This window comes from Pseudomonas sp. ASL7, from assembly GCF_056680375.1.
Genome location: NZ_CM155279.1, coordinates 1,396,187 through 1,410,096 on the forward strand (window position 1 = coordinate 1,396,187; position 13,910 = coordinate 1,410,096).

A 13,910-nucleotide genomic window follows, 5' to 3' on the forward strand; every position below is an offset into this window, starting at 1 on the left:
GCCGCGCAAATTTCAAGCGCGCCATTGAAGGGCAGGTTGGCGGCAAGCGGCCAGCGAACACACCTTGCACAGATCAGGCAGGCATCCACTGACGCGGCAGCAGTTGCTCGATCTCGCTGGCTCGCTGCGTTGGTAACCACGTCAGTACATCTTTGAGATAAGCATACGGATCATGCCCATTGATGCGCGCTGACTGGATCAGGCTCATGATCGCCGCCGCCCGCTTGCCGCTGCGCAGCGACCCAGCAAACAACCAGTTCGACCGCCCAAGCGCCCACGGCCGGATCAAGTTCTCGATCTGGTTGTTGTCGATGGGCACAGCACCATCTTCTAGGTAGCGCGTCAGCGCTACCCAGCGTTTAAGGCTGTAATCCAGAGCCTTGGCCGTGGCAGAACCCTCGGGCACAAGTTCGCGTTGGGCCAGCAACTACTCATGCAGTTTTTCAGCGATGGGCACTGCTGTTTCCTGGCGTAATCGCCAGCGGTCTTCGTCGCTCAGTTCCTTGGCGTGTCGCTCGACTTCGTACAGCCCACCAATCGAGTGAAGCACCTGCTCCGCCAACTGACTTTTATTCGCCACGTGCAGGTCGAAGTACTTGCGGCGCGCATGAGCTACGTCTGCATCGAAGGATCAGGTCCCGAGATCCAGATTAGAAAGTAGTGCTGCCGCTATTTCCAGGGCACGGCATTTCGACAATTCCGCTATGATGGCACTCTGTCCGGCATCAGGACTTGGCTGCAAGGATCGAACGTCAGATGAGCGTCCCCAAATACGACCTTCACCTCCTGGGTTGGCATAGCTTTCAGCAGTTATGCATGGCCGCAGCCTCTACGGTATTGGGTCAGACGGTCGAGACGTTCCTTGAGGGAAATGATGGAGGTCGCGACGGTGGGTTCAAGGGGACGTGGTCTCCTCAGCCAAATGAGTTGTATGAAGGCGCGTTCGTCTTTCAGTGCAAGTTCACATCGCGCCGTGATCATAATCTCACGCTGTCAGATGTAGCTGGTGAGCGTGAAAAGGTGCGCAGACTCGTCGCCAAGGGACAGTGTGATGTCTATGTTCTGATGACGAACGGCGACTGGACTGGGGAGAGCCATCTAAAGATCAAGCAGGCGTTTGAAGATGCTGGGGTCAAGCATGTTCTGCTACTGGGCTCCACATGGATCTGCGAGAAGATCCAGCTAAACAGTAACCTGCGCATGAATGTGCCTCGGCTCTATGGTCTGGGTGACCTCAGTCAGATCTTGGATGAGAGACGGTACAAGCAGACGAAGGCGCTGCTGACGGAGCTTCCTGAGCTTTCAAAGCTTGTTGTGACTGGCACCTATCGCAAAGCACTCCAGGCCCTTCAGCAGCATGGTTTTGTTCTCCTGGTTGGAGAGCCCGCTGCCGGAAAGACGACGATTGCCTCACTTATGGCCATGTGTGCGATGGATAAGTGGGGAAGTAGGGTATTGAAGCTGGAAAAGCCCGAGCAAATTCGAGATCACTGGAATACGGACGAAGCATCGCAGTTCATCTGGGTTGATGACGCCTTTGGGGCGATGCAGTACGAAGCCGACCTGGTGATGGAATGGAACCGGATACTCCCAGCGCTCTCGACGATGATCCGAGTGGGCCATCGGGTAGTCCTGACTAGCCGTGATTACATCTACAACAGCGCACGGCGTGATCTCAAGAGAACGGCATTTCCTTTGATCGAGGAAAGCCAGGTGGTCATCGACGTGAAAGATCTGACCACACGAGAAAAGTCAGAAATCCTCTACAACCATGTGAAGCTTGGCAACCAACCGCGGCGGGTTCGGACGGCTTTAAAGGAGTTTCTTCCTGCGGTGGCAGCTCACAGTCGGTTCGCTCCCGAGACAGCTCGGCGCCTGGGCAGTGTTGAATTCACCAGGGCCCTCAAGATCGACCAAAGAAGTATCGATGAGTTTGTCGCCAAGCAGGAGCGATGGCTCGTTGAGACAATGCAGGGCATGGATGACGAAAGCCAGGCCGCATTGGCTTTGCTTTACATGAAGCACGGAGCAATCGAAAGCCCGGTAAACCTCTCAGGGGATGAGGTGAAGACAATTGAAAGATTGGGCGGTAACCAAGCCGGTTGCATCCGTGCGCTTGAGAGTCTCCGGGGAAGCTTTGTACAAGTGGCAGATACTGCTGAAGGACGCTTTTGGCGGTACAAGCACCCAACGATTGGAGATGCATTTGCGTTAATACTCGCCCAGAGTCCTGATCATCTGCAGATTTTTGTAGATGGCACACCTCTTGAACAGTTGATGGAACTTGTGACGTGCGGCGATACGGGCATTCAGAATGCGACGATTTTGCCCTCGAGCATGTTTGCAGCGATCGCACAACGATGCTATCAGTACGTCACTTTTGGGGCCGACGTGGAGCGTATGAGGCGGGGCAGACTGTACTCTTTCCTGCTGCGCAGGACTGACCACGTATTCCTGGCCATGTACTCGAAAACTGATGGAGAATTGGCCTCCAGCCTGGTTCGAGATTTCGCGAGAAACCTATTCACGAAGTCGTCTGACCTGGCTCTGCGCTTGCTTCGGCAAGGTCTTTTACCGGAGTCAGCCAGAGATGCTATCTCGACCAAAATTCACGGCTTTGTGTTCGATGAGGATGACCTTGGGTACATCTACGATCAGGACATGCACGAGTTCTTTAGTGACCAGGAGCGGGAAGACTTCTACAGTGATGTACTGAAGCATGTCTTGCCTGACCTCGATAGGATCCGCCGGTCTCAGCAGGAAACGTACAGCTATGAGGAAGATCCTGATTACCACCTTTCTGATTTCGTTGATCAGCTAGAGGGAATACGTGCCGCGTTCCCTGAATGGCCCGGTGTGGATGATGTGGTCGATACCCAAAGGTGCCGAGTTGACGATTGGGTAAATGAGGTATCACAGGAGCGGGGAGCAGAGCCTGCAGTTGGCCGAAGCGATTTGATTCGTCCATCTGCACAAGAGGGCGGTCGAAACATCTTTGACGATGTCGATCTCTAGACCAGCTAAACGAGGGTATGCCGGTACCCGATCAAGCTTTTGAGTAACGAACTCTCAACGCTCAGAACGACATAAAGTCATGGGCGGAGAGAAGCGACCTCTGGGACGAGATCAGCTTTATGGTGATGTAGATGGCAGTCCGCCACTTTTCGACATCATCTCGCCGTGAAAAACGGAAAATGAGGTGACTTAATCACCTCAATCTGGACAAGAGATCGATACAAATCAAAATTGTTAGCTGGGTCAAACTCGTGGTCGGCGGTGTTCATCGCAGTCGCAGCCGCTATAACCCAGAAGGATGCTGTTGTAGTTTCTGGGTTTCACTTCAACTTTCGTGTGGATGCATTTGAACCTATAAGTGACGTGTTGAGACGCAGTTTTCCACTCGGTATCCACTAAGTTCAGGCCAATGACTCGGGCCCTCTCTCGAAGCGCCTCAAGGTATTCACTACCCTTTGCTTTCATCGTGTGTCGGCGTCGCTCTTTCACTTCTGGATGATTTCTCGCGCAGCGGGGACAGCACTTCCACTTTGCAGCTTCACGCACGATATAAGGCGCTTTAAAATCGTTGTCGCATATCTTGCACTGCCATGAGTAGGTATGCCATTTCCCGTACCATGCCGTTTCTTTCACGCTGAGGTTATGTTCCTCCGCCAGTGCCAGCAGCTTTTTTTGGCCATTCAGGTTGAGCATTGGAATGTGCGATAGCAGCAGCAAATGCTCTGGAACAACGCATTGCTTTCTCAGCCCGACCTTTTCAATGCCTTCCATAATCTTTTTCCTCACATCTGCAGCCTGAAACGGATACATGAACTCGTTTATCACAATTAGTTTGATTTCCAGCTCTCTGCACATCACAGCCTTCTGCTCATCTCGCTGAAGCTGGCGCTGGTAGCTCGCTTCCGTGCGGTGTCGGGCTTTTTGGGAGTGCCATGCGCCTTGGTATTCGAACGCGATTTTGTACTGCGCGTTGTATCCATCCAGTTCGAGGCTGGCGTGGGGCTGAATCAAGTGGGGATGATCTTTCTGCTTAAATCGCCGTTTCTGCAGCGAAAATCCGAAGCCTTCTTCAAGAACACTCCGAGTAATCGCCTCGCCAACGAAAGGAGAGCAATTGGGGCAGCTTCGACCACTAAAAATTTTCTGCGGGACTACGTTTACCTCATGGCCTTCATTGCAGCGAACCAACATGGATTCACCCTGGCTCTTGTAATCATGCTCTGGGGTAAGAAGGCTGAAACCATGTTCGGCCAATTTTGCTTGGACTTCTATGTAAGGTTTGCGGTAGCGCAGTCGAGAAATGTCTCCCTTGCAACGCTGGCATCCTGAGGGTGCTCGGTTGCCTGTTTGTACGTGCGCCGCTGCAGACGGGGTAAATGTAAAATCATGCTGCTTGCAGTAGGCAGTGATTTTGCTGACACGTGTGACTAGCTCCTCCTCTAAGTTAGGATATTCGTACTTTCCAGAGTGGGCCGCGAAAGCCTCCTCTCTAAAGTTTTGGAGCAAGGAATTTTGGTTAGCACGGCGGTTTTGTTCGGTGGTCAATACCCGGGAATTGCTCTTGCAAACCCCACAAAACGACGTACCACGCAGATGGAGTGCGGCGCTGATGCTGCCGCGTACGCCATGCTCAACGCAGAGGATACTGACTTTTTCTTGACCACTGGCATGGCTGAAATTCGTTTGGCCGTAATCGAAGCGGTCAGCGAAGCGTTGGCGTGCCGACCTGATGAACTGGTCTTGGTAGGCGCAAATATGGCATCCCGTGCCTCCCAGATGCTCTTCAGGCTTTAATTTGAAGGCTCCGTGGGTGTGGCAGATCACTTGGCACGGCCGGGAAAACGAGATAAAGAGGTTTTCCTCGTAGCGGTACTGAGCTCGGTGTTTGCGCGTGGCGTCGATGCTAAACCTCAGAAAATCGGGGTTTCGGCTGGTTTCCAAATAACGGAGTTCGGGGGGCAAGCTGCTCACCAGCGCTGCTAAAGCAGGCTGATTTTTAAGTTCGTTTACGCAGTGGCGACAACCACCGCCTGAGAGCAGAGCACTCGCAGTTAAGCTCCAGCTATGTCTATGTCGACTGCAGAATGCCTGGACAATGGTTTTGAAGCCTGACCAGGCACCGAATCGGACCGAAAGAATCGAGCCAAATTTCTGCTCGATACGCGACCGAAGTACTGGCTCGGTGATCTTGAGATTATCAGCCACGCACTTCTTGCACTTACTACCGCTCGCGTGTCGCTTGGCGCGTTGAGAGAACACGCCATGCTTGGGACAAATGATGCGAACGTTCTTGCCAAATCCCACGTAGCTCTCGGGCTCATACCGGTAGTAACCGTTATGCGTCAAATTTGCCCTAGTCAGGAATTCCTCATACTTCACGCTCCGCTGGTCGTACAGCTCCGCGTTGCTCTTTTTTAACTTTGCACTCTTGCAGGCAGGGCAGCCACCGCCTTTCAAATGGACCTCGGGGAGTTGCCAGAACTCGATGCAGTGCTTAAGGCAGTATATGAGTACTTCTGTCTTGGCATTGACATATACCAGTTTGCCGTAATCGAAGGCTTCACCGTGCCTGGCTTTGGCCTCGGCGATGAAGACCTCCCGGGTCTTGCCATGTCGAGCCCTCGCGCTGTCAGCCTTGCATTGCCTGCAGCCGCCCTTCTTGCGCAGGTGGTGATCGGGATTTATCTCTACTTTTTCGGGGGGATTGTGCCTCAGGCAATGAAGAACTACAGGTGTGCTCGCCGAGTGCCAGAGGGTCTCGACGTAATGGAACTGCTGGCCAAATTTCGCCTTGGATTTTGCGATGAAAGCCTCGGTGTCCTTAATACGGCTGATGACTTTTCTCCTTGAAATCAATCTGAGCGGCAAATCTTAGCAGAGCATTGAGTTGACGGCTGGACGGCAGTGCCGCCAGAAATACAAGCGGTGGCAGCACTGCTGTCGTCTGCTTATTCCATTCACACAGCGTGTGTCCAGGGCACGTGGTTTTTGATAGACAAATATTCTCCAATCCACAGGTATTATGGAAATTACATATTTGTACATGCAATATTCATATGATGGATAGTTTCGAGGGGCAGGGCCGTGCGGCACAGATGCGCTCAGTAGACTGACCATGGCTGCGGTAGATCATGGTTTTTGGTTTGGCTTGAAGTAAGGATGTGCTAACGCTGTTGCCTATCCAGAAGGCCAGCGAAACCGGGCAACTGCTGCCGCATCAGTGGATGCCGACCTGACTTACGCAAGGTGAGTTGGGCGCTTGCTTACGTGGGCCCTCAGGCTGGGGGCATCCTTTTCAAACCATCCAAAGTATGCCCTCAGATGTGCCCCCAATGTAGCAATCCACTGGAAGTGAATGGAGCTCCATGGTTTGTGGAAAGGCAAAAATGATCAGATGAACAGCCTGCCCGACGACGCCTAGAGACTCTCAGGGTCCCCAAAGAACATCTGAATCCTCGACCGCAACCAACGCTCGCCCGGGTCGTTATCTTGCGAGCCGCGCCAGGCCATGTGCAGCTCAAAACTGCGCACCGGCAACGGCGGATCTTCAGCCCGCACCCCGCCAGCGGCTGTCAGCGCTTCAGCCGTGTAGTCCGGCACGGTCGCCACAATATCAGTGCCGCTGATCAGCGTGCTCAGGCCGTTGAACTGCGGCACCGCAAGCACCACATGACGTTTGCGTCCGAGTTTTTCCAACTCTTCATCTATGAAACCACTCAGGTCGCCTGCGAATGACACCAGCGCGTGAGGCCGTGCGCAGAAGTCATCCAGGCTCAACGGGCCGGGGACGGTGTCGGCACGCAACAGCTTCGGCAAGCTACGCCGCAGCACCTTGCGCTTGGCGTTGGCCGGCAGGTCGGCGGTGTAGCTGACGCCGATGGAAATTTCGCCCGAGGCCAGCAGGTTCGGCATCAGGATGTAGTTGGCCCGACGCACCACCAGCACGATCCCCGGCGATTCGGCACGCAGGCGTTTGAGCAGCATCGGCAGCAGGGCGAATTCGACGTCGTCCGAAAGGCCAATGCGGAATACCGCCGTGCTGGTGGCGGGATCGAATTCCGCCGCACGGCTGACCGCGGTGGAAATCGAATCCAGTGCAGGGGAGAGCAGGGCGAAGATTTCCACCGCGCGGGCGGACGGCTCCATGCTGCGCCCGGTGCGCACGAACAACGGATCATCGAACAGCCCGCGCAGGCGTGAGAGCGCCGCACTGATGGCCGGCTGGCCGAGGAACAGTTTCTCCGCCGCGCGGGTCACGCTGCGTTCGTGCATCAATGTTTCGAATACGATCAACAGGTTCAGGTCGACACGACGCAGGTCATTACGATTCATCTGGAGTCCTGGCAGAGTCAGCAAGCTTGACGTGAGCGGCCATATAAGAACAATGGCCGGCATGAATCTTACGGGTAAAGGCTGGTACTCTGCACCGAGTAATTCAGTTTTCCTGAAAAGGCTGTTTCGGTTTTTTTGGCATTTGACGATGCCGCCGGTGCTACGGAATCAATGACAGGCATGTCGACTATTAATAGCCACTGATGGTCTTGGGTACAAAGCCCAGATAGAGTTCATGGCATTAGAGGTTTCTTTGACGAGGTTTGCGATGTCCCGCACGATCCGTTTTCACAAGTTTGGTCCAGCCGAGGTGCTCAAATGCGAAGAGCATCCAGCCGCTCTGCCTGCGCCGGGCGAAGTGCAGGTGCGCGTCGAGGCGATTGGCATCAGCTGGTACGACATTCTCTGGCGTCAGAACCTGGCCTCGTCCCATGCTCGTCTACCTGCAGGCCTGGGCCATGAAATGTCCGGCATCGTCACCGCAGTCGGTGAGGGCGTCGATGACCTGGCCGTCGGTGACAAGGTTGCCAGTTTCCCGGCCCAAAGTGCGAACGACTATCCAGTCTACGGCGAGCAGATCGTCATGCCTCGCTCGGCACTGACCCGCTACCCGGACGTGCTCAGCCCGATTGAAGCCAGCGTGCATTACACGCCACTGTTGATCGCCTATTTCGCCTACGTCGATCTGGCACGGGTCAAACCCGGGCAATTTGCCTTGGTGACTGACGCCAGTCACTGTGCCGGGCCTTCGTTCGTACAGCTGGGCAAGGCCTTGGGCGTGCGAGTGATTGCCGCTACCAAGACGGCTGAAGAACGTGAATACCTGCTGTCCCTGGGTGCCGAGAAAGTGATCGTCACCGAAGAAGAGGATCTGCTTCTGCGGATCAACAAAATCACCGATAACCGCGGTGTGGATGTGGTGTTCGATGGCCTGGGTGGCCCGCAGATGTCACTGCTCGGCGACGTGCTTGCGCCTCGCGGTAGCCTGGTGTTGTACGGCCTGCAAGGTGGCAACCAGACGCCATTCCCGGCCTGTGCAGCGTTCCAGAAGAACATCCAGTTCTTCGTGCACTGTATCGGTAACTTCACCGGTAAGCCGGAACTGGGCATCATCCAGGATCAGGTCGCACTGCAACGTGCCTTGCGCGATATCAACCAGATGACCGCCGACCGCGTGCTGCTGCCGCTCAAAACCCGGGTGTTCCCTTTTGCCGAGTTTGTCGAAGCACACCGCTACATGGACGAATGCCCATGCCGCGAACGGGTCGCCCTCCAGGTCGAACCCGCGTAACCCTCCCAACAAAAGTCCGTGCTCGCGCGGACTTTTTTGCAGCCGCGTCCCGAAATGAGACTGCCCATTGACCTGTCGATGGGGCCATTCAGCAACTGAACTGGTTTTTGCTCTCGATCTGTATCTTCTAATCAGTTTGTAAGCCTTGATAATTGAATGATTACTTTCATCTCAAGGAATGAGTCATGGCTGGGTATCAGGCTGATACTTTTCAATGCTTACCGTTGATATATGTCTGGCAAATAGTTCGTTGTTACGCAGTTTCCAAAAAACAATGGGCGACTTATTTCTTTATTTCTTGTGCTAAATGTCTGTGGGACGCTGTCAGACATTTCCTAGGATATCCCGCGCGGGCGCAAGACACCGGCATTACGCGCCTTTGCGGCGTTCCACCTGTGGTGGGGATGCGGGTGGCGCCCGAACATTTCAAATAATTACTAAAAACTTAAGTGTTAGCATTTGGCCATAAAGTCCAGTGCTTCAAACGCGTCAGGCTGTCCCGGCGGTGGCGGCTGTCGTTGTTTGCGCGATATCGAACTTACGAGCATCAGGTAAATAAAAAATGACCAATATTCATGATCAAGCGATGAACTATGTCTATCAGCAAGTACTGCAACGGTTGCTGGGTTTTTTCTCCCGGGCAGAACGCACGGCGTTACAGTTGATGATTCAGCGGCTGGTGGTCGCCGCCGGGGGCATGGAACGCATTGGCGAATACAAGGTGCTGGCCATTCAGTCCGGGTCGCGTGACAGTTGCTACACGCTTGCGCTGCTGCGTGCCGCACAACTGAGTATCGCCGGGCGGGCGCCTGTCACGTTCCAGTTGCGAGTAGCGTCCTTGGGCCTGAACGGCACCAGCTCGAAGGCCCGGGAAAATATCCATCGCAGCTATAGCGCACTGTTTCTCTACGACGATCCGCGGGTCGAAGTGTTGATGGTCGATAACCGAGAGGTGCTGCCGTTCAATCATCTCGCGCCGCTCTCGAGTGCCGGTCGTGAGTCCAACCGGTTGAACCTGCTGATGGTGGGGCATCGTCGAGTCTGGGACGGGCCGCTCGATCTGTGGGATGACGGGTATCTGGCTACCGGAGAATTCTACGGGCAAATCGCTCGTTGGGACGGCGGTGTCGACGCATTGATCAGTGGCGATACACCGCGCCAGCAGAAACAGTTTATCGATGGTTTGAAGCGCGCTGCGGCCAAGGCCGGGTTAATCGCATCGAACCACAACGAACCAGGTTATGAGGTGCTGTTCGAGCTGCTTGACGAGTTGGGCTGCGACAGCTATCGCGCGTTTTATTCCGGGCATGAGCAGGCGGCATGGCGGCCGGCCGAACAATTTGAAGCCTGTCGCCGCACTACGTTCATCGACCTTCACGATGTGTTGGTCAGTAACCTGGAAGAGCGCTGGCCGTTGCTCACCGAGTTTCTCGGTTTTCAACCGGATGAACTGACGGCTCAGCTCAGCGACAACGAGTTCGTCAGCCTCTCCATTTGCGCACACCTTCGAGGTTTGCAGGCGTGCTTCGCGCATGGGCGGAACTACGAAGCCGGGGTCGCCGAATACCTGCAACGGGCATTGGTGATGATGCGTCGCAAACGACTTCCGGAGCGTTTGTGCGAGCAAGCGGTGAAAGTGTTTGGCAACCCGGCGACGCAGGCCGATCAGCGTGCACTGGCAACGGCTGAGGTGCAGAAATATTTGGGCTTGAGTGAGGCGCAACTGGTGTGTCTGCTCTTTTCACCTTTTGTCGAGCAGGGCGCAACGCTGGAACGTTTTCTGCGCCAATGCCACCCCGGCATGCTCGTGGCGATGCCTGAATTACACCGGGCAATGCAGGGCAATCCGGTGCCGGAGCAGGTTCTGCAATGGATGGTCGATGTCAGCGGATTGCCTGTCAATTTGATCAGCACGCTTTATCGCATGGGCCCGGTGGTCACCAATGATGGCCGGGTGCCCGATACGCAAGCAGCTGGCGCACCAGCATCCGATGATGACGATGACACCGCCCAGGCAGGTGAATGGTCAGCGGGACATTGACGGTGCCGGATTCGATGAGCACTGCAGTCGGCCACTGCCCATGAAAGGGCCTCGAGAAACCGACTTTGCGTATCAGGCGGTGTATCGATACCTGACCCAGTTGATCGGCGAGCCCGCCAGCGAAGATCGCGTCCGTCTGCCATCGCTGCGGCAGTTGGCAGAACGCCTGGCGGTGTCGATTTCAACCATTCAGTACGCTTACTCGCTGCTGGAGAAGGAAGGGCGCGTGTATTCGGTCGCCAAATCCGGCTACTACGCCGTTCCGGTGTCCACTCTCAATACGTTCAGCAGCGGCAATGACCTGCTCGAAACCGTCTATGTCAACGCCAGGCGTCCCGGAATGCTGGTGTTGAGTGCCGATGAGCCGGCGTTGTTGCAACCGCTCGACAGTCCGTTGTTGCTACTTGAGAGGGAGCTGTTGCGCCAGTATCCGCGCCAACCGCAACCGGCTTCGCAACCCTGCGGCGAACTGGAGCTGCGTGCCGCACTGGCGGCACGCTATACAACGTCGCCAGTGCGCTGCTGGCATGCCGACGATGTCTACATCGGCGCAGACCTTCGCGGCGTGCTGGAAATACTGATCGCGGTGTTGAGCCTCAAAGACGCGACAATGTTGGTGGAGTCGCCGTGCGACTGGGTGATTCTGCGTTTACTCCAGGCCGCGGGCGTCAGGGTGCTCGAGCTGCCGGTAGAAGCCAATGATGGCCTGGACCTTGAGCGACTTAAGGAACTGCTGGAGTCCGAGCCGGTGCGATTGGTGATGCTGTCTTCGGGGCTGAATATGCCGCGCGGTAGCCTGGCGCCCGATGACAACCGGCAGGCCGTCGCGCAGTTGCTGGCGCGACACGGCAGTTGGGTATTGGAGAACGACTGTTACGGGGAGCTCGGATTCGAGCCAGACAGCGTGCGCTTTCGTGACCTGCTGGACCCCGATCGGCTATTGGTGTTTTCCACCTTCGAGAAAACCATCGGGCCGGAGGCACCTTACGGCTATTTGCTCTCGCGGCATCTGCGCGAGGAATTGCAACGCCACTTCCTGCTGCGTTCGTTTCGCCTGTCACCCATTCGCCAGAAAGCCATTGCTCGTCTCTACAGCAGCGGACGTATCGACCAGCACCTTCAGGTGTTACGGCGGTTGCTCAAGGATCGCAAGGTGCAGATGACTCAGCTGTTGCAGGAACGTTTGGGCGATGCCTTGCAATTCGTCGAGCCTCAGGGCGGCGCAACGATCTGGGTGCGTTCACTGCGCCAGGTTGATGTTCGTCGCGTATTCCAGCGCCTGCTCAAGCATCAGGTAGTCATTGCGCCGGGAGAACTGTTCAGTCTTCAAGGGCTGCACACGCAACATCTACGCCTGAGTCATACCTTCGCCGGCGACCATGACCTGAGCGCAGCACTGGGTCTTTTGGGGACTGCGCTGCGCCTGGAATCGATTGATTGAGGCAGCGCCAAGACATCCGCGACACACGTGGGATCGATCCCATCGCGTTACGGTCAAACTGCCAGTAAACTGCATCCCTATTCCTGAACCACTCTCTCTCAGAGGTTTTGCATGACACTCAGTCCTTTTGCGGGCAAACCGGCACCAGCAGAATTGTTGGTCGACATCCCGCGACTGGTAACGGCTTATTATACCGGCCAGCCCGATGCCGCCATCTCCACCCAGCGCGTAGCCTTTGGTACGTCCGGGCACCGGGGTAGCTCGTTCGACTTGAGTTTCAACGAGTGGCACGTTCTGGCCATCAGCCAGGCGATCTGTCTGTATCGCGAAGCCCAAGGTATCGACGGCCCGTTGTTCGTCGGCATCGACACCCACGCGCTGTCTACCCCGGCAGGTGCCAGCGCCCTGGAAGTGCTGGCGGCCAATGGCGTGACGGTGATGATCGCCGAAGGCGACGAATACACGCCGACGCCCGCTATTTCCCACGCGATTCTTTGCTATAACCGCGGTCGTACTTCGGGTCTGGCAGACGGCATCGTCATTACGCCGTCCCACAACCCGCCGCAAAGCGGTGGCTACAAATACAACCCGCCCAATGGCGGGCCGGCCGATACCCACATCACCAAGTGGATTGAAGCAAAAGCCAATGAGCTGCTCGGCAACAAGCTAGCCGGCGTCAAGCGCATCAGCTATGAGCAGGCCTTGAAGGCCAGTACGACCCATCGTCATGACTACCTCAACACCTATGTCGCCGACCTGATCAACGTGATCGATTTCGATGCCATTCGCGATGCCAAGCTGCGGCTGGGTGTCGATCCGCTGGGCGGAGCAGGGGTGCGCTACTGGTCGGCGATTGCCGAGCGTTACAAGCTGGATCTGGACGTGGTGAACACACAGGTCGATCCAACTTTCCGCTTCATGACCGTCGACTGGGATGGTCAGATCCGCATGGACCCTTCGTCCAGTTACGCCATGCAGGGTCTGATTGGATTGAAAGAGCGCTTCGATGTGGCGTTCGCCTGCGACCCCGACCATGATCGCCATGGCATCGTGACGCCGTCCGGTGGTTTGCTCGCGCCGAACAACTACCTCGCGGTGTCGATCGACTACCTGTTCCAGAACCGGCCGCAGTGGCGCGCCGATGCGGCCGTGGGCAAAACCGTAGTCAGCAGCGGCTTGATCGATCGCGTTGCAAAGCGTTTGGGGCGACGCCTGTACGAAGTGCCGGTTGGCTTCAAATGGTTTGCGGATGGCCTGTTTGACGGCTCGCTGGGCTTTGGTGGCGAAGAAAGCGCCGGGGCCTCGTTCCTGCGCAAGGATGGCAGCGTCTGGTGCACCGACAAAGATGGCTTGATTCCGGCACTGCTGGCGGCAGAGATGACTGCCCGCACAGGTCGTGATCCAAGCCAGGCCTATCGTGCACTGACTGACGAATTGGGCGAACCGTTTTCGGTACGCGTCGATGCCAAGGCCAATCCCGAGCAGAAAGCACTGCTGAGCAAGTTGTCGCCGAATCAGGTCACCTCGACTCAACTGGCGGGCGAAACGATCCAAAGCATCCTCAGCCACGCGCCGGGGAACGACCAGGCCATCGGCGGCCTGAAAGTCATGACCGAAAATGGCTGGTTCGCAGCGCGTCCGTCGGGCACTGAGGATATCTACAAAATCTACGCCGAAAGCTTTGTGAGTGACGACCACCTCAAGCAGTTGGTGGCGGAAGCCCAGACGTTGGTGGATGGCGCTATTTCTGCGAAGTGATTGAGTCCGCTTTCGCGAGCAGGCTCGCTCCC

At 56.0% G+C, this 13,910-nt stretch carries 7 protein-coding genes and 1 pseudogene; 5 read left to right on the forward strand and 3 right to left on the reverse strand.

Going from position 1 to position 13,910, the window contains the following annotated elements; genetic code table 11:
- Positions 1 to 73 precede the first annotated feature (73 nt).
- Positions 74 to 616: pseudogene (locus tag AC1MDT_RS06425) on the reverse strand (IS66 family transposase); the annotation flags it as partial.
- Positions 617 to 756: 140 nt separating this feature from the next.
- Here AC1MDT_RS06425 and AC1MDT_RS06430 point away from each other — a divergent pair.
- On the forward strand, positions 757 to 3,015 hold the full coding sequence (locus tag AC1MDT_RS06430; RefSeq protein ID WP_480421230.1) for an nSTAND3 domain-containing NTPase: 2,259 nt from the start codon (positions 757 to 759) through the stop codon (positions 3,013 to 3,015).
- Between the two features lie 243 nt (positions 3,016 to 3,258).
- On the opposite strand, the gene AC1MDT_RS06435 is transcribed toward AC1MDT_RS06430, so the two are convergent.
- Positions 3,259 to 5,883 (reverse strand): PDDEXK family nuclease, encoded by a 2,625-nt coding sequence (locus tag AC1MDT_RS06435; RefSeq protein ID WP_480421231.1) that lies wholly within the window; start codon positions 5,881 to 5,883, stop codon positions 3,259 to 3,261.
- 549 nt (positions 5,884 to 6,432) lie between these two features.
- Positions 6,433 to 7,347, reverse strand: a complete 915-nt coding sequence (locus AC1MDT_RS06440; RefSeq protein WP_480421232.1) for a LysR family transcriptional regulator — start codon at positions 7,345 to 7,347, stop codon at positions 6,433 to 6,435.
- A 268-nt stretch (positions 7,348 to 7,615) separates the two neighbouring features.
- On the opposite strand from AC1MDT_RS06440, the gene AC1MDT_RS06445 reads away from it, so the two are divergent.
- The 4 genes from AC1MDT_RS06445 (at position 7,616) to pgm (ending at position 13,878) form a co-directional block, all read left to right on the forward strand.
- The gene (locus AC1MDT_RS06445; protein WP_480421233.1) at positions 7,616 to 8,638 is read left to right on the forward strand and encodes a zinc-dependent alcohol dehydrogenase family protein; all 1,023 of its coding nucleotides are present in this window, start codon (positions 7,616 to 7,618) and stop codon (positions 8,636 to 8,638) included.
- Positions 8,639 to 9,200: 562 nt separating this feature from the next.
- Positions 9,201 to 10,679 (forward strand): hypothetical protein, encoded by a 1,479-nt coding sequence (locus tag AC1MDT_RS06450; RefSeq protein ID WP_480421234.1) that lies wholly within the window; start codon positions 9,201 to 9,203, stop codon positions 10,677 to 10,679.
- Positions 10,680 to 10,719: 40 nt separating this feature from the next.
- A complete protein-coding gene (locus AC1MDT_RS06455) occupies positions 10,720 to 12,120 on the forward strand; it encodes an aminotransferase-like domain-containing protein (protein WP_480421235.1) in 1,401 nt (466 codons plus the stop codon).
- 111 nt (positions 12,121 to 12,231) lie between these two features.
- The gene (gene pgm / locus AC1MDT_RS06460; protein ID WP_480421236.1) at positions 12,232 to 13,878 is read left to right on the forward strand and encodes a phosphoglucomutase (alpha-D-glucose-1,6-bisphosphate-dependent); all 1,647 of its coding nucleotides are present in this window, start codon (positions 12,232 to 12,234) and stop codon (positions 13,876 to 13,878) included.
- Positions 13,879 to 13,910: the final 32 nt, after the last annotated feature.

Bases quoted from the DNA above. Each gene is read 5' to 3' on its own strand.
- AC1MDT_RS06430 (WP_480421230.1), top strand. From the start codon at position 757: ATGAGCGTCCCCAAATACGACCTTCACCTCCTGGGTTGGCATAGCTTT.
- AC1MDT_RS06440 (WP_480421232.1), bottom strand. From the start codon at position 7,347: ATGAATCGTAATGACCTGCGTCGTGTCGACCTGAACCTGTTGATCGTA.
- AC1MDT_RS06445 (WP_480421233.1), top strand. From the start codon at position 7,616: ATGTCCCGCACGATCCGTTTTCACAAGTTTGGTCCAGCCGAGGTGCTC.
- AC1MDT_RS06450 (WP_480421234.1), top strand. From the start codon at position 9,201: ATGACCAATATTCATGATCAAGCGATGAACTATGTCTATCAGCAAGTA.
- AC1MDT_RS06455 (WP_480421235.1), top strand. From the start codon at position 10,720: ATGAAAGGGCCTCGAGAAACCGACTTTGCGTATCAGGCGGTGTATCGA.
- pgm (WP_480421236.1), top strand. From the start codon at position 12,232: ATGACACTCAGTCCTTTTGCGGGCAAACCGGCACCAGCAGAATTGTTG.